Below are 17,217 nucleotides of genomic sequence, written 5' to 3'. Positions count from 1 at the left end.
CGGACCGGGCCCTCGCGTCATGTACGGCATGGACTACGGCAAGCACCAGGCCCCCGCGCGGTACGAAGCCGGCGAGGGCTGTCTGACCACGCTGATCCGGATCCCGGTACGGATCAGCGTGCTGGTCGTCGTGCTGCCCGTACGGATGATCTGGGACGCCCTGGTGGTGACGGGGCGCGCCGTCGACCGGACGCTGCTGCGCCCGCTGGGCCGGGCCCTGTCCTGGCTGTTCGCGACGCTGGTGGTGATCCCCGCCGGCTGGCTGTACGAGTCGCTGCTCACCCCGCTCGGCCATGCGCTGCGGTGGCTGGCCGCGGCGGTGTTCGTGTGGCCGTGGGTCGCGCTCTGGCGGTATGTGCTGGTGCCGGGGGTGCGGTACGGGCTGGTGGTGCCGGTGGTGTGGCTGTACGAGTCGGTGCTCACTCCGCTCGGGCACGGGCTGCGGTGGCTGTACCGGGCGTTGCTCGCACCTGCCGGGCGCGGGATCCGTACGGCCGTCGGCTGGGTTCTCACCGCTCTCCTCGTCTGGCCGGTGAGCGGCCTGTGGCGGTACGTCCTGGTGCCCCTCGCGCTCGCTGCCGCCTGGCTGGCCGAGCACCTGGTCGTACGGCCGCTGGGCTGGGTGTACCGGGAAGCGCTCACCCCGCTCGGCCATGGCATCACCTGGCTGCTCGACCTGCTGGCGCGCGGGTTCGGGGCCGTCGTGACCGGTCTGTGGACGGCGGTGGGGTGGCTGGTCACGACCCTGCTGGTCGCACCGCTCCGCTGGCTGTACCGGCGGGTCCTGGCGCCGGTCGGCCGGGAGATCGCCGCCGCCTTCGGCGTCGCCTGGCGCGTCGCGGGGTACATCTCGCGGGCCGTCGGCCGGGCCATCGCCTGGCTGGCATGGCATCTGGTCGGGGCGCCGGTGACCTGGGTCTACCGCACGGTCTGCACACCGGTGGGGCATTTCGTGCGCGACCAGGTCTGGGCCCCGGCCAGGCGCGCCGCCGCCGAGGCCGGACGCGCGGCCCGGTCGGCGCTGCGCTCGGCGCGCGAGACCGTACGCCAGGCACGCCGCGACGCATGGCGGGCCCTGGTCGGCGGGCCTGGGGTGGCCGAGCCCCGGGAACTGGGGAGGCCTGTTACGCGTACTCTGGGTAGTACAACGACTGTGCCCAGCGTGGCGCCCGAACCAGAGATCTCCTCGCTCGGAGAGAAGAACGCCGAGCGGGGGTGAGCCGGACCGGACACCCCGGGCCACCCGCATTTCGAGGGCGGTGCGCCACCGCGTCCGCCCCGCACCGAGGAGAAGAACCACTGGGCAAGCGACAGCCCGAAGGCCCGCCGCCCGCACCGGCAGTGCAGCGCATCCGACTGCGCTACACCAAGCGCGGCCGCCTCCGGTTCACCAGTCACCGTGACTTCCAGCGTGCCTTCGAGCGGGCACTGCGCCGCTCCGAGGTGCCCATGGCGTACTCGGCCGGCTTCACCCCGCACCCGAAGGTGTCGTACGCCAACGCCGCCCCGACCGGCACGGGCAGCGAGGCCGAATTCCTGGAGATGGCCCTCACCGAGGCCCGCGATCCGGCCGTCCTGCGGGATCTGCTCAACGACTCGCTGCCGGACGGCCTCGACATCACCGATGCCGTGGAGGCCCGTACCTCGGGTCTCGCCGACCGGCTGACCGCCTCCGTCTGGGAGCTGCGTCTCGACGGTGTCGCCGTGGCGGACGCGGCCGAGGCCGTGGCCGTCTTCAACAAGGCGGAGACCGTCGAGGTCCAGCGCCGCGCGAAGAACGGCATGCGCACCTTCGACGCCCGCGCCGCCGTGGTCGACCTGCGGGCCCTTGATCCACAGGCTGATAGGCCCGAGGACAGGCCCTGTGCGATACTGCGGCTGGTTGTTCGGCACGTGACACCTGCCGTGCGACCTGACGACGTCCTGTCCGGTCTCCGCGTTGTGGCCGACCTGGCGCCGCCGGTCCCCGCAGCGGTGACCAGGCTGGCGCAGGGGCTCTTCGACGAGGAGTCCGGCACGGTGACCGACCCGCTCGCGCCCGACCGCGAGGCAGCCCCGGCCGCTCCATCCACGGCCGCCGGGACCGCCGTCGCGACGGCGCCGGAAGGTGCAGGTTCCGCGTAAGGCGGTCGTTGCAGCGCAGCCTTCGACTCGGGAACCATCCGGTTCGGGCCGCGCGATGACCCATAAGACTTTCGCCAGGCCGTACGCACCTCGCGTACGGAACCGGCGAGCCAGACATTGAGCTCCCGTGCGGCGCCCGCGCCCCGGACGGCGGAGCCGCGTACATCACGCGGACCGTGCCGGACCGGAACCAGGCGCGGCGCCCGGGAGCCTGACGGGAGAACCGCCCGCATGCCCCAGTCCAACGAACCCGGCACGACCGGGAACGCCGAAGAGAACAACGCACCCGGCGACAAGCTGCCGCCGCGCCGCAGGCGCCGCGCTGCGTCCCGCCCGGCCGGTCCGCCGGTCGCGGAGGCACAGGGCGCAGCCGCGGAAGCGGCCGCGCCGGCCATACCGGCCGTTGACGCCGCAGTGTCCGACAGCAACGCCGACGCCGCGTCGGCAGAGGCCGCGCCGCCCGCGCGTCCGCGTCGTCGTGCGGTCCGCAAGGCAACCGCTCCGGCGGGTGCGCCGCAGGCCGCCGAGGTGACCGAGGCCGCTGAACCTGTCGTGGAGGCCGAGCCCGTGGCCGAGGTCCCGGCGGAGGCGGCGCCCGCGCGTCCGCGTCGTCGTGCGGTCCGCAAGGCGACCGCTCCGGCGGGTGCGCCGCAGGCCGCCGAAGCCGTGGAGATCGTCGAGGAGGCACCGGCCGTGGCCGAGCCCGAGTCGGCCGCCGAGGCCGCCGAGCCCGAACCCGCCGCGCCGCGCGGTCGCACCCGGCGCCGGGCATCCGCGCCGGCCGGTGCGCCGCAGGCCGCCGAAGCGCCTGCCGCGACCGCCGAAACCGTCGTGGCCGCGGAGGAGGAGGTCACCGAGCCCGCCGAGGTCGTCGAGGCCCCGCGCGGCCGTCGCCGTGCGGTCCGCAAGGCGACCGCTGCCGCCGGTGCGCCGAAGGCCGCCGAAGGCACCGAGGACGCCGGCGAGAGCCTGTCAGAGGCCGCCGTCGAGGAGCCCGCCGCCGAGCCCGCCGAGGTCGAGGACGCCGCACCGCGCGGCCGTCAGCGCCGCCGGGCCACCGCCGCCGCAGGCCGGCCGGAGTTCACCGGCAAGGCCGAGGAGCCCGTACGCAAGAGCCGCCGCGCCGCGCGTCCCGCCGTGGCCGTGTTCCAGGCGCCGGTCTTCGCCGAGCCGATGTTCCAGACCCCGGAGACCGCGGCCGCGGCTGCCGCGGCGTCGCGTTACGACGAGGTCGAGGTCGAGGCCGAGGAAGAGGCCGAGACGGTCGAGGAGCCGACGGCCGTCGTCGAGGCCCCGGCCGCCGAAGCCGCGCCGCAGGGCGGTTCGCGCCGCCGTCGTCGGCGTCGCGGTGAGGCCGCCGAGCCCGAGCAGGCCGCCGCCCCCGCCGCCCCCGCCGCTCCCGCGGTGGAGGAGCAGGCCGAGGAGGAGCACGAGCCGGAGCACGAGGGCGACGCCGAGCACGAGGGCGACGAGACGGACGAGTACGGGGACCGGCCCTCGCGCCGTCGCCGTCGCGGAGGCCGTCGCCGCCGTCGTGGCGAGGCCAACGAGGGTGACGAGGCCGCGGAGCACGGCGACGAGGCCGCCGACCACACCGAGGACGAGCAGGAGCGCGCTCAGGAGTCCGAGGAGGAGGACGAGGAGCACGAGGCGTCCGCCTCCGGATCGAGCAGCAGCCGTCGTCGGCGCCGCCGTCGGCGTCGCAGCGGGGATGTCTCCGCCGACGCCGACAACGGCACGGACGACCCGGAGCGTACGGTCGTCAAGGTCCGCGAGCCCCGCCGGAAGGAAGCCGAGCGCGAGCCCGGCACCGGCTTCGACGAGGTCCAGTCCATCAAGGGCTCGACCCGTATGGAGGCCAAGAAGCAGCGCCGCCGCGAGGGCCGTGAGCAGGGCCGCCGTCGCGTCCCGATCATCACCGAGGCCGAGTTCCTGGCCCGCCGCGAGGCCGTGGAGCGGGTCATGGTCGTCCGCCAGAACGGCGAGCGCACCCAGATCGGCGTTCTCGAGGACAACGTGCTCGTCGAGCACTACGTCAACAAGGAGCAGGCCACCAGCTACGTCGGCAACGTCTACCTGGGCAAGGTGCAGAACGTACTGCCGTCCATGGAGGCCGCCTTCGTCGACATCGGCAAGGGCCGCAACGCCGTGCTCTACGCCGGTGAGGTGAACTTCGAGGCGCTCGGCATGGCCCACGGGCCGCGCCGTATCGAGACCGCGCTCAAGTCCGGCCAGTCCGTCCTCGTCCAGGTGACCAAGGACCCGATCGGCCACAAGGGCGCCCGCCTGACCAGCCAGGTCTCGCTGCCCGGCCGCTACCTGGTCTACGTGCCCGAGGGCTCGATGACCGGCATCAGCCGCAAGCTGCCCGACACCGAGCGGGCCCGGCTGAAGACCATCCTCAAGAAGATCGTCCCCGAGGACGCGGGCGTCATCGTCCGTACCGCCGCGGAGGGCGCGAGCGAGGACGAGCTGCGCCGCGACGTCGAGCGGCTGCAGCAGCAGTGGGAGGACATCCAGAAGAAGTCGAAGAGCATCGGCAGCTCCAACGCGCCGACCCTGCTCTACGGCGAGCCGGACATGACCGTCCGGGTCGTCCGCGACATCTTCAACGAGGACTTCTCCAAGGTCATCGTCAGCGGCGACGAGGCGTGGGAGACCATCCACGGCTACGTCTCGCAGGTGGCGCCCGATCTGGCGGACCGCCTGTCGCGGTGGACCTCCGAGGTCGACATCTTCGCGACGTACCGGATCGACGAGCAGCTGATGAAGGCGCTGGACCGGAAGGTCTATCTGCCGAGCGGCGGCTCGCTGGTGATCGACAAGACCGAGGCGATGGTCGTCGTCGACGTCAACACCGGCAAGTTCACCGGTCAGGGCGGCAACCTCGAGGAGACCGTCACCAAGAACAACCTGGAGGCGGCCGAGGAGATCGTGCGTCAGCTGCGGCTGCGCGACCTCGGTGGCATCGTCGTCGTCGACTTCATCGACATGGTGCTGGAGTCCAACCGGGACCTGGTGCTGCGGCGCCTGCTGGAGTGCCTGGGACGCGACCGTACGAAGCACCAGGTCGCCGAGGTCACGTCGCTGGGCCTGGTCCAGATGACCCGCAAGCGGGTGGGCCAGGGTCTGCTGGAGTCCTTCTCCGAGACGTGTGTCCACTGCAACGGGCGCGGCGTGATCGTGCACATGGAGCAGCCGACCTCGGTCGGTGGCGGCGGCAAGCGTTCCAAGAAGCGCGGCCGGGGCGGCGCGGACCACGAGCACGTGGCCGAGACCGAGGCCGTGGCAGAGGTCGAGACCGAGGCCGAGCTGGCTGCCGAGGTGGCCGCCCCCGTGGCGCTGCCCGAGCCGGAGTTCGTCCCGGACGAGGAGCTGTACAGCAGCCCGGCCGAGGCCGAGGCGGCCGCCACGCGCGGTCGCGGCCGACGCCGCGCGACCCGTAAGGCGACGGCCCCGGCCGGCGCCCCGAAGGCCGCTGCCGCCCCGGCCGTCGAGCCGGAGCCGGTCGTGGTCGCGGAGCCCGAGCCGGTCGTGGAGCCGGAGCCGGCCGCCGAGGCACCGGCCCCGGTGGTCGAGGAGGCCCCCGCGGCCGAGGCGCCCCAGGGCCGTACGCGCCGTCGGGCGACCCGGAAGGCGACCGCCCCGGCGGGCTCGCCGGCCCCGGCCGAGCCGGTCGCCCCGGTGCAGGCCGCCGAGCCGGCCGAGCAGCCGGAGCCCGTCGCAGAGGCCGCGCAGCCCGAGGCCGCACCCGAGGAGCCGGCCCCCGAGGCCGCCCCGCCGCGTGCGCGCCGCCGGGTGACCCGCAAGGTCACCGCCCCCGCGGGCTCGCCCGCCGGTGCGGACGGGGCGGAGGTCGTCGTGGTGACCGGCTCGGCCGAGCCGAAGCCCGACGCCGAGGCGGCCGAGTCCGCCGAGGCGGAGGCCCCGGTCAAGAAGGCGGCCCGCAAGACCGCCAAGAAGGCCACCGCGAAGAAGGCGGCCACCAAGAAGACGGCTGCCAAGAAGACCGCCGCGAAGAAGACGACGGCCAAGAAGGCGGCGACGAAGAAGACGGTCGCCGCGGAGCAGTCGTCGAAGCCCGCCGTCACGGCCGACGCCGAGGCGTAGGCGACAGGGCGGCCCCCCGGTCACGGAGGCCTCCTCCGCGGCCGTACGGCGCAGCACGAAGGCCCGGTGGGCCACACTCCGACAGGGGTGTGGCCCACCGGCCGTTCCGGCCCGCCGCGGAACCGTCGGCCACGTCGGCAGGAATGAATGGGGGAGCGACGGGGAAGGACACAGGGCCCGGTTTGACCCTCCGGACGGCGGCCCGTAACCTTGCCCTTCGGCGTGTTTCCATGCGCCTGTCCCTGAGCAACCCCCTCCCTTCACAGGTGAGAGGCCGCTCGTCCATTCGGATCACTTCGGGCCCCGGCCCGTGTGAGCGGCTGGCATCAGGGGCTTCGTTCCGAGCGAGAGTGAGATCCGCGTGTACGCCATCGTGCGCAGCGGTGGCCGCCAGCACAAGGTTGCTGTCGGTGACATCGTTGAGGTTGACAAGATTTCCACTGCCCAGGTTGGCGACACGGTCGAGCTCTCGACCCTGCTCGTGGTCGACGGCGACGCCGTGACCAGCGACCCGTGGGTGCTGGCCGGGATCAAGGTCCAGGCCGAGGTCGTGGACCACCACAAGGGCGCGAAGATCGACATCCTTCGCTACAAGAACAAGACCGGCTACCGCCGTCGCCAGGGTCACCGTCAGCAGTACACGGCGATCAAGGTCACCGGTATCCCCGCGGCTGCGAAGTAAGGGACTGAGGAGACATGGCACACAAGAAGGGCGCATCGTCCACCCGGAACGGGCGCGATTCCAATGCTCAGCGGCTCGGCGTGAAGCGCTTCGGCGGTCAGGCCGTCAACGCCGGTGAGATCCTGGTCCGCCAGCGCGGCACCCACTTCCACCCGGGCACGGGCGTCGGCCGTGGCGGCGACGACACGCTGTTCGCTCTCGCCGCCGGTGCGGTCGAGTTCGGCACGCACCGTGGCCGCAAGGTCGTGAACATCGTTCCGATCGCCGGCTGATTTTCGGCGCTCGTCGAGCGGTTTCTGCGGAGGCGGACCTCACTTCCCGTACGGGAAGCGGGTCCGCCTTTCGCGTGTTTCTCCCATGAGAGACGGCTGTCTCCCAGCGGTACGGCAAGAGCCGGCGGGACAGTACGAGTGAGATATTTCTGCATGTATGTAACTGGAGGTTTCAACCATGACCACCTTCGTGGACCGCGTCGAGCTGCATGTCGCCGCGGGTAACGGGGGCCACGGCTGTGCCTCCGTACACCGTGAGAAGTTCAAGCCGCTCGGCGGTCCGGACGGCGGCAACGGCGGCCGCGGCGGCGATGTGACCCTGGTCGTCGACCAGGCGATCACCACGCTCCTCGACTACCACCACCACCCCCACCGGAAGGCCACCAACGGCCAGCCCGGCGCGGGCGACAACCGTTCCGGCAAGGACGGCCAGGACCTGGTCCTGCCGGTGCCCGACGGCACGGTCGTCCTCGACGGGAACGGCAATGTGCTCGCCGACCTGATCGGCCAGGGCACCACGTTCGTCGCCGGACAGGGCGGCCGAGGCGGCCTCGGCAACGCCGCGCTGGCCTCCGCCCGGCGCAAGGCCCCCGGCTTCGCGCTGCTCGGCGAGCCCGGCGAGGCCCGGGACATCGTCCTGGAGCTCAAGACCGTCGCCGACGTCGCGCTGGTCGGCTACCCGAGCGCCGGCAAGTCCTCGCTGATCTCCGTTCTGTCGGCGGCCAAGCCGAAGATCGCCGACTACCCCTTCACGACCCTCGTCCCGAACCTCGGCGTGGTCACCGCGGGCAGCACCGTCTACACCGTCGCCGATGTCCCGGGTCTGATCCCGGGCGCCAGCCAGGGCCGCGGCCTCGGCCTGGAGTTCCTGCGGCACGTGGAGCGCTGCTCGGTACTGGTGCACGTGCTGGACACCGCGACGCTGGAGTCCGACCGCGACCCGGTCTCCGACCTCGACGTGATCGAGGAGGAGCTGAAGCAGTACGGGGGCCTGGAGGACCGGCCCCGCATCGTCGTTCTCAACAAGGTCGACATCCCGGACGGCCAGGACCTCGCCGACATGATCCGTCCGGACCTGGAGAAGCGCGGCTACCGCGTCTTCGAGGTGTCCGCCGTTGCCCGTACCGGTCTGAAGGAGCTCTCCTTCGCGCTCGCGGGCATCATCGCCGAGGCGCGTGCGGCCAAGCCGGTGGAGGTGGCGACCCGGATCGTCATCCGCCCGAAGGCCGTCGACGACGCGGGCTTCACCGTCACGCTGGAGGAGGACGGCATCTACCGGGTGCGCGGCGAGAAGCCGGAGCGCTGGGTGCGCCAGACCGACTTCAACAACGACGAGGCCGTCGGTTACCTGGCCGACCGGCTCAACCGTCTCGGTGTCGAGGACGCACTGGTGAAGGCCGGCGCCCGTGCGGGTGACGGCGTCGCCATCGGCGCCGAGGACAACGCGGTCGTCTTCGACTGGGAGCCGACCCTGGCGGCGGGCGCGGAGATGCTCGGCCGTCGTGGCGAGGACCACCGGCTCGAAGCACCGCGTCCGGCGGCGCAGCGCCGCCGCGACCGCGATTCGGAACGCGACGAGGCGCAGCGCGAGTTCGACGATTTCAACCCGTTCTAGACGGGCAACGGCCGCCGGAGGAGCCTCTTCCGGCGGCCGTGCACGCTCTCCGCGTCATTCGTCCGGGGGAACCGAACCCGCTCAAGGGTGATTCATGCCGCTCACTCGTGTGGCGTCGGTCACCTGGCAGGGAAGCGGCAATTCCGGTATTCGCCCTGATCGCAAGGCAACAAAAGGTTTCGATACGGCATGCGGTGGCCGACGTCCACCTTGCGAGACGGTAACGGAGAGTGCAACCATCGCTCTATCTCCCAGCCCTCGCAAGGTAGGTCGTCTGTGTCTGCTCAGCACATAGCCAAAGCCCGAACCACAGCAGTCGTGCTCGCCGGCGGTACCGGCCAGCGCGTGGGTCTGTCCATTCCCAAGCAGCTGCTGAAGATCGCAGGCAAGGCTGTCATCGAGCACACGCTGTCGATCTTCCAGCAGGCCGACTCCATCGACGACGTCATCGTGCTGATGGCTCCGGGCTACGTGCCCGACGTGGAGAAGATCGTCGCCAAGGCCGGGCTCACCAAGGTCACCAAGGTGATCGAGGGCGGTTCCACGCGCAACGAGACCACCGAGCGTGCCATCGCGGCCCTCGGCGAGGGCCTGGCCGAGGGCGAGGACCGCAACGTCCTCTTCCACGACGCCGTGCGCCCGCTGCTCTCGCAGCGCGTCATCAAGGACTGCGTCGACGCGCTGGACCGCTACCAGGCGGTCGACGTCGCCATCCCGTCCGCGGACACGATCATCGTGACCCGCACCCACGGCGGCGACGGCGAGTTCATCACCGATGTGCCCGACCGCTCCCGGCTGCGCCGCGGTCAGACGCCGCAGGCCTTCAAGCTCTCCACGATCCGCCGGGCGTACGAGGTCGCCGCGAGCGACCCGAACTTCCAGGCGACCGACGACTGCTCGGTCGTGCTGAAGTACCTCCCCGACGTACCGATCTACGTCGTGGCGGGCGACGAGTACAACATGAAGGTCACCCAGCCGGTCGACGTCTTCATCGCGGACAAGCTCTTCCAGCTGGCCTCCACGGCCGTCCCGCAGCCGACCGACGACGCCGCCTACCGCGAACTGCTCACCGGCAAGACCCTCGTCGTCTTCGGTGGCTCGTACGGCATCGGCGCGGACATCGCGACGCTCGCCGAGTCCTACGGCGCCACCGTCTACGCCCTGGGCCGCTCCACCACCGGTACGCACGTGGAGAACCCGGAGCACGTCGACGAGGCGCTCTCCAAGGCGTACGCCGACACCGGCCGCGTCGACTACGTGATCAACACCGCGGGAGTGCTCCGCATCGGCAAGCTGGCCGAGACGGACAGCGCGACCATCCAGGAGGCGCTCAACGTCAACTACCTGGCACCCGTGCAGATCGCCCGCGCCTCGTACAAGTACCTCGCCGAGACCAAGGGCCAGCTGCTGCTCTACACCTCCAGCAGCTACACCCGGGGCCGCGCGGAGTACAGCCTCTACTCGTCGACCAAGGCCGCCATGGTGAACCTCACCCAGGCGCTCTCGGACGAGTGGGCGGCCGACGGCGTGCGGGTGAACTGCGTGAACCCCGAGCGCACCGCCACCCCGATGCGCACCAAGGCGTTCGGCGACGAGCCCGCGGGCACGCTGCTCTCCTCCGAGGCGGTCGCCAGGACCTCGCTCGACGTCCTGCTCTCCGAGATGACCGGCCATGTCATCGACGTACGCCAGCAGGACCCGACGCGTGGCGCCTCCGAGGCGTCCGGCTTCGAGCAGGCGCTCGCCGCTGTCCTGGACCGACAGGCCGATGTGTAATACTGCTTGACAATCGACTATTCGGACCCCTGCAGTCGCCATGTGCGAACTGCAGGGGTCCGAATTCGTGAAGCTCTGTCTTCACATTCCCCTCGTAAGGTAAAAAGTCGGCACCCTCGGGAGCGGTACTTCGTGATTTCGAAAGCCATGCGCTTGGCTCGGGTGGGCAGCGGTTCGGAGCTGGCCGCCGCGCTCCTGGTGGCTCTGGGGTTCCCGTGCATAATGCTCGCGGCAATAATCCCCAATCTCTGGTTCTTCGCCGCGGCCACCGCGGCCACCTATCTCGCGGACCGGTATCTGCACCACTGCGGCAGCTATCTGATCAACCGGCTCGCCGCCGTCCGGGCGGGGCTTTCGATCCGCTTCCTGGTCCGGCAACTGCTGCTCATCCTGCTGCTGTCCCGCATGGGATACGGCGAGGAGACGCTCTTCTACGTCACGGTCGCCTGTCTGCTGGCGTTCTACGGACTCCAGGCGCCGCAGAGCGCGATGGTCACCCTGATCCGGCTGCGTCGCAAGCTTCCGGTGGTCACCCGCAACATCGACCTGGCGTCGGTGCGGATCGCCGATGCCCCGCCGCAGCGCCTGATGAGCCGGCCCGCGGAGAAGATGCTGCACCTGGACGTCCTCTCGATGGTGGGCGTGCTGGTCGCGATCGAGACCGGCAGGGAGGCCATCGCGTACGCCGGCCTCGGCCTCACGCTCGTGCTCGCGGTCTGCTACCTGGCGGCGCTGTTGCCGTACGTCCGGCCGAGCCGGCTCGTACCGCCGGAGACCAAGGTCCTCAACGCGGTGGGCGACTGGCTCGCCGAGTACCGGCCGACGGTGATGCTGTACTTCTCCGGCTCCAAGGACTCCGCCTACCAGGTCAACATGTGGCTGGAGACGATGGCCCAGCTCGGCGGGCGGCCGATGATCCTGCTGCGTGAGCGCAACATAGTGCCGCAGCTCGCCACGACCTCGGTGCCGGTGCTCTGCGTGCCCGGCGGCGTGCACCTGATGAACCTGGACCTCTCGTCGGTACGCGTCGCGCTCTACGCGGCCAACGTCGGCAAGAACATCCACCTGCTCCGGGTGCCGACGATGCAGCATGTCTTCATCGGCCACGGCGACAGCGACAAGATCGCCAGCGTCAACCCGTACAGCAAGGTCTACGACGAGGTGTGGACCGCGGGCCGGGCCGGCCGCGACCGTTACGCGCTGGCCGACGTCGGCGTGCGCGACGAGGACATCGTGGAGGTGGGCCGCCCGCAGCTGGCCGCCATCCAGTCGTGGTCCGGCACGGGGAAGAACCCGATCCCGACCGTGCTGTACGCCCCCACCTGGGAGGGCTGGGACGACAACCCGGGCAACACCTCCCTGCTGCTGGCCGGCGAGAACATCGTCAGGCGGCTGCTGGAGGCCGAGCAGCCGGTCCGGCTCCTGTACAAGCCGCACCCCTTCACCGGCACCCGCAGCGCCAAGGCCAAGGCGGTGCACCTGCGCATCACTGCGATGATCGAGCAGGCCGCCGCCCAGCGCGCCACCGACCCCCGCTGGGCGGAGCAGTCGGCCGCGCTGCAGGGCGAGCAGGCCGAGGCGCGGGCCGAGCTGGCCCGTATCGAGGCACGGCTGGCCGAGCTGGCCGGCGGCGGGCGCACCGCGCGGGACGAGGCTGAGCTGTCCCGGGATTCGCTGGCCGACCCGGCGCGCGAGGCCGAGACGGCGAAGCTCAAGGACGAGTGGAACGCCGCGTCCTGGCGTGCGCAGGGCTGGTGGGAGCACCGGGTCATCACCGGCGCCCAGATGCGGCTGTACGACTGCTTCAACGAGTCGGACGCCATGGTCTCGGACATCTCCAGCGTGGTGTCCGACTTCATCGCGAGCGGCAAGCCGTACGCGGTCACGGACTCGGCCGAACTGGGCGAGGAAGAGTTCCGCCGGCAGAACACCGCGGTGCGTGCCGCGGTGATCCTGTCCAACTCGGCGGCCGAGCTGGACGCCCTGCTCGCCGCGGTGACGGATCCGGCCGCGGACACCCTGGCGGATGCCAGGAGCGAGCTCAAGCAGTACCTCCTCGGCCCGGACGAGCCCACCTCGATCGTGCAGTTCGACATGGCCGTGAAGGAGCTCGCGGCCAAGTCCGACGCGCGGAACGCCGGAGTGGCGACGAGCTTGGGCGAGCCCGTGGGCGGCTGAAAGTCGACCATCGGCATTACATGATCAGGCAAGGCCCGGCATACCCCTCCAAAGGGTTGTGCCGGGCCTTTGTGATGAGTGTCACCATTTGGTCGTGTGGCGTTGGACAACCAACGGACCGGGCCGACTGTCTTCTGTTTGTGTGAACGAGACGCAAATTCCTGACGTGACCGTGGTTGTCGGTGCATATGAGGCGATGCCCTACCTCATACGCTGTCTCGAATCGGTGGAGGCGCAGACCATCGGTGCAGATCGGATCGAAATCGTCGCAGTCGACGACGGTTCCACCGACGGCACCGGTGAGTATCTGGAGGAATTCGCTGCGAGGTCGAAGGTTCCGACCAGAGTGGTCAGACAGAAGAACTCCGGCGGTCCCAGCGGTCCGCGTAATGTGGGGATCGGTCTGGCCCGCGGCCGCTATGTGTTCTTCCTGGACGCGGACGACTACTTCGGTGACGAGGCCCTGGAGCGGATGGTGGCCATGGCCGACCGGGCGGGCACCGATGTCGTGCTCGGCAAGGTGGTCGGCGTGAACAGGGGGGCGCCGCAGTCGATGTGGCGGGCCACCAAGGAACGTGTCGACGTCTACAACTCCAAGGTCATTTACACCCTGAGCGCACAGAAGCTCTTCCGGCGTGAACTCCTGGAGCGTCTCTCCCTGAGGTTCGACGAGAATCTCAGAACCGGTGAGGACGCCCTCTTCACGATGGAGGCATATCTGCGCGGTGCCGGGGTCTCGGTGATCTCCAATTACGTCTGCTATTACCTGGTGGGGCGTGACGACGGGAAGCACGTCACTAAGAGCGGCACCTATGAATGGCGCTTCGACTCGATGCGAGCCATGATGGCGCTCATTCACCGGATCGAGCCCGCGGGTCCGAAACGGGATTTCCTGATGGTCCGGCCCTTCACAGTCGGGATGCTCCAGCAGTTCGGCCCCGTCGTGCTGAAGGATTCCGAGGAAGTCCGGCGGCGCAAGATAGAACTCGCGGCTCCGCTGATGGACATGTACTGGCACGACGGCGTGGCCCGGCTGATCAAGGTGCCGGAGCGGCTGCGTCTCGCCTGTGTGGCACGGGGCAGGATGGATCTGCTCATCGAGATGGTGCGGTACATCCGGGCGAAGACGGTCCCGGACGTGGTCCGCTCGCGCAACGGTGACACGCTCTACCTCGCGTACCCGCACTTCCGCGACGGGTCGGCCGGTCTGGCCGACTCGAACTACGAGGTCACCGTGCCGGACTGGCACGATGGCAAGCGCATCGAACAGCCGAAGGCCGCCGCCCGCCGGGCCTCGCTGTCCCGGCGGGTGGCCCGCAGGATGCGCCGCGACTTGAGGCGATGGAAGGAGCGGCTGAGCGTGGAGTGACGGCCGCTCGACCGTCGGGCGGCCGCCGAGTGCGCCCGCACGACGGATTCACCGAAGATCACGAAGAGAAGCTCAGTAAAATCGTTCGGACGTCGCGCCCGCGACAGGACCGACAGATCACCATGGGGACTGGTCACGTGAAGGCTCTCGTACTATCCGGAGGGGCCGGCACCCGCCTGCGTCCCATCACACACACCTCGGCCAAGCAACTGGTGCCGGTGGCGAACAAGCCCGTGCTGTTCTACGGCCTGGAAGCCATCGCGGAAGCGGGCATCACCGAGGTCGGCATCATCGTGGGCGACACCGCGCCCGAGATCCGCGAGGCGGTCGGCGACGGTTCCGCGCTCGGCATCGAGGTCACGTACATCCCGCAGGACGAGCCGCTCGGCCTCGCCCACGCGGTGCTGATCGCGCGCGACTTCCTGGGGGACGACGACTTCGTCATGTACCTCGGGGACAACTTCATCGTCGGTGGGATCACCGGTCTGGTGGAGGAGTTCCGCGCGGACAAGCCCGACGCGCAGATCCTGCTGACGCAGGTGCCCAACCCGACCTCCTTCGGTGTCGCGGAGCTCGACGCCGACGGCCGGGTGGCGGCGCTGGAGGAGAAGCCGAAGGAGCCCAAGAGCGATCTGGCGCTCGTCGGCGTCTACCTCTTCACCCCCGCCATCCACGAGGCCGTCCGCTCGATCGAGCCGTCCTGGCGCGGCGAGCTGGAGATCACGCACGCCATCCAGTGGCTGATCGACCAGAAGCGCGACGTGCGCTCCACCACGATCCACGGCTACTGGAAGGACACCGGCAACGTCACCGACATGCTGGAGGTCAACCGGACCGTCCTGGAGGCCGTCGAGCCGTTCCACGAGGACGCCGAGGTCGACGAGGACAGCGAGATCATCGGCCGGGTGCGGATCGAGGCGGGTGCCAAGGTCAGCGGCAGCCGCATCGTCGGGCCCGTGATCATCGGCGCCCGTTCGGTGATCAGCGGCGCGTACGTGGGCCCGTTCACCTCGGTCTCGGAGGACGTCCGCATCGAGGACAGCGAGATCGAGTACTCCATCGTTCTGCGGGGCGCCTCCATCGCCGGTGTCCGCCGCGTCGAGGCGTCGCTCATCGGCCGTGACGTCGAAGTGACCCCCGCGCCCCGATCCCCGTCCGCCCACCGACTCGTACTCGGCGACCACAGCAAGGTGCAGATCTCTTCATGACCACCAACATCCTGGTGACCGGCGGTGCCGGCTTCATCGGCTCGCACTACGTCCGTACGGTGCTCGGCCCCGAGGGTCCCGGCGACATCGCCGTCACCGTGCTCGACAAGCTCACCTACGCGGGCAACCCGGCCAACCTCGACGAGGTGCGCGACCACCCCGGTTTCCGGTTCGTGCAGGGCGACATCTGCGATCCGGAGCTGGTCGCCAAGCTGATGGCCGAGCACGACCAGGTGGTGCACTTCGCCGCCGAGTCCCACGTGGACCGTTCCATCGACGGCGGCGCCGAGTTCGTCCGTACCAATGTCGTGGGCACCCACACCCTGATCCACGCCGCGCACCTGGCGGGCATCAAGACCTTCGTGCACATCTCCACCGACGAGGTCTACGGCTCGATCGACGAGGGCTCCTGGCCCGAGACCGACCCGCTCGCGCCCAACTCGCCGTACTCCGCGGCCAAGGCGTCCAGCGACCTGATCGCGCTCTCGTACCACCGCACCCACGGCCTCGACGTGCGGGTGACCCGCTGCTCCAACAACTACGGGCACCACCACTTCCCCGAGAAGGTCATCCCGCTCTTCGTCACCAACCTGCTGGACGGCAAGACGGTCCCGCTCTACGGCGACGGCGCCAACGTCCGCGACTGGCTGCACATCGACGACCACGTCCAGGGCATCGAGCTGGTCCGCACCAAGGGCCGGGCCGGCGAGGTCTACAACATCGGCGGCGGCACCGAGCTCTCCAACAAGGAGCTCACCGGCCTGCTGCTGGACGCCTGCGGCGCCGACTGGGACACCAGCGTCACGTACGTCGAGGACCGCAAGGGCCACGACCGCCGCTACTCGGTCGACTGCACCAAGATCCGCGAGGAGCTCGGCTACGAGGCCCGCAAGGACTTCCGCACCGGCCTCGCCGAGACCGTGCAGTGGTACCGCGACAACCGCGCCTGGTGGGAGCCGCTGAAGGACCGGGCCGCGCTGTGAGCGCCGTCTGGCTGGTCACCGGAGCCGCCGGGATGCTGGGCCAGGACGTCCTGGCCCGGCTCGCCGGTGAGGACGTCACCGCGGTCGCCGCGGACCGGGCGGCCGTGGACATCGCCGACCCCGCGTCGGTGCGGGCGGCCTTCGAGAAGCACCGCCCCGCCGTGGTGGTGAACTGCGCCGCCTGGACCGCGGTCGACGACGCCGAGTCCCAGGAGGACGCCGCGCTGCGGGTCAACGGCACGGGCCCCGCGGTCCTCGCCGAGGCCTGCCGCGAACACGGTGCCGTGCTCCTCCAGGTCTCCACCGACTACGTCTTCGCCGGTGACGGCGAGAAGCCGTACGCCGAGGACGACCCGACCGGACCGCGCAGCGCCTACGGCCGCACCAAGCTGGCCGGCGAGCAGGCCGTGCTGAGCACCCTGCCGGAGACCGGTTACGTGGTCCGCACCGCTTGGTTGTACGGCGCGGGCGGCGGCAACTTCGTCCGTACGATGATCAAGCTGGAGGGCATCAAGGACACCCTCGACGTGGTGGACGACCAGCGCGGTCAGCCCACCTGGACCGTCGATCTGGCCGACCGGCTGGTCCGGCTCGGGCAGGCCGCCCTCGCGGGCACCGCGCCCGCCGGCGTCTACCACGGCACCAGCGGCGGCGAGACGACCTGGTTCGGCTTCACCCGGGAGATCTTCCGGCTCCTCGGCACCGACCCGGAGCGTGTCCGTCCCACGACCAGCGAGGCCTTCGTACGGCCGGCTCCCCGGCCCGCGTTCAGCGTGCTGGGCCACGACCGCTGGGCCGCGGCCGGGATCGAACCGGTCCGGGACTGGCGGGCGGCGTTGGAGGAATCATTTCCGGCGCTTCTAGCAGCAGAGCGGCCATGATCATCAATTGATCGTACAG

Annotated in this window: 12 protein-coding genes; all 12 read left to right on the top strand. The window is 70.4% G+C overall.

Annotated elements, in window-relative coordinates; genetic code table 11:
- The first annotated feature begins 28 nt into the window (after positions 1 to 28).
- The 12 genes from ACFVX4_RS03010 (at position 29) to rfbD (ending at position 17,198) form a co-directional block, all read left to right on the top strand.
- On the top strand, positions 29 to 1,219 hold the full coding sequence (locus tag ACFVX4_RS03010) for a hypothetical protein (protein WP_389972087.1): 1,191 nt from the start codon (positions 29 to 31) through the stop codon (positions 1,217 to 1,219).
- Between the two features lie 122 nt (positions 1,220 to 1,341).
- Entirely contained in the window at positions 1,342 to 2,124 is a 783-nt protein-coding gene (locus tag ACFVX4_RS03005) for a TIGR03936 family radical SAM-associated protein (RefSeq protein ID WP_389971316.1), read from the top strand.
- A 231-nt stretch (positions 2,125 to 2,355) separates the two neighbouring features.
- On the top strand, positions 2,356 to 6,234 hold the full coding sequence (locus tag ACFVX4_RS03000; protein ID WP_389971314.1) for a ribonuclease E/G: 3,879 nt from the start codon (positions 2,356 to 2,358) through the stop codon (positions 6,232 to 6,234).
- 361 nt (positions 6,235 to 6,595) lie between these two features.
- On the top strand, positions 6,596 to 6,916 hold the full coding sequence (gene rplU, locus ACFVX4_RS02995) for a 50S ribosomal protein L21 (RefSeq protein ID WP_030921216.1): 321 nt from the start codon (positions 6,596 to 6,598) through the stop codon (positions 6,914 to 6,916).
- A 14-nt stretch (positions 6,917 to 6,930) separates the two neighbouring features.
- Positions 6,931 to 7,188 (top strand): 50S ribosomal protein L27, encoded by a 258-nt coding sequence (gene rpmA / locus ACFVX4_RS02990; protein ID WP_018103204.1) that lies wholly within the window; start codon positions 6,931 to 6,933, stop codon positions 7,186 to 7,188.
- A gap of 178 nt (positions 7,189 to 7,366) precedes the next feature.
- Positions 7,367 to 8,803 carry a GTPase ObgE gene (gene obgE, locus ACFVX4_RS02985; protein ID WP_389971312.1) on the top strand — a complete coding sequence of 479 codons (1,437 nt, stop codon included), beginning with the start codon at positions 7,367 to 7,369 and terminating at the stop codon, positions 8,801 to 8,803.
- Positions 8,804 to 9,079: 276 nt separating this feature from the next.
- Positions 9,080 to 10,579, top strand: a complete 1,500-nt coding sequence (locus ACFVX4_RS02980) for a D-ribitol-5-phosphate cytidylyltransferase (protein WP_389971310.1) — start codon at positions 9,080 to 9,082, stop codon at positions 10,577 to 10,579.
- A 132-nt stretch (positions 10,580 to 10,711) separates the two neighbouring features.
- Complete coding sequence (locus ACFVX4_RS02975; RefSeq protein WP_389971309.1) at positions 10,712 to 12,757, top strand: hypothetical protein; 2,046 nt, start codon at positions 10,712 to 10,714, stop codon at positions 12,755 to 12,757.
- Between the two features lie 142 nt (positions 12,758 to 12,899).
- Positions 12,900 to 14,126: a glycosyltransferase family 2 protein gene (locus tag ACFVX4_RS02970; protein ID WP_389971307.1), complete on the top strand. Its 1,227-nt coding sequence runs from the start codon at positions 12,900 to 12,902 to the stop codon at positions 14,124 to 14,126.
- A 137-nt stretch (positions 14,127 to 14,263) separates the two neighbouring features.
- Complete coding sequence (locus tag ACFVX4_RS02965) at positions 14,264 to 15,334, top strand: glucose-1-phosphate thymidylyltransferase (RefSeq protein ID WP_072483610.1); 1,071 nt, start codon at positions 14,264 to 14,266, stop codon at positions 15,332 to 15,334.
- Entirely contained in the window at positions 15,331 to 16,317 is a 987-nt protein-coding gene (gene rfbB, locus ACFVX4_RS02960) for a dTDP-glucose 4,6-dehydratase (RefSeq protein WP_266419312.1), read from the top strand. The genes ACFVX4_RS02965 and rfbB overlap by 4 nt, the downstream gene beginning before the upstream one ends.
- Positions 16,314 to 17,198 (top strand): dTDP-4-dehydrorhamnose reductase, encoded by an 885-nt coding sequence (rfbD, locus tag ACFVX4_RS02955; protein ID WP_389971304.1) that lies wholly within the window; start codon positions 16,314 to 16,316, stop codon positions 17,196 to 17,198. Before rfbB ends, rfbD begins: the two co-directional genes overlap by 4 nt.
- Positions 17,199 to 17,217: the final 19 nt, after the last annotated feature.

The organism is Streptomyces sp. NPDC058240, from assembly GCF_042882135.1.
Taxonomy (GTDB): domain Bacteria; phylum Actinomycetota; class Actinomycetes; order Streptomycetales; family Streptomycetaceae; genus Streptomyces.
The sequence above is the reverse complement of the archived record's forward strand: the minus strand, read 5'-3'. Positions and strand labels throughout refer to the sequence as shown.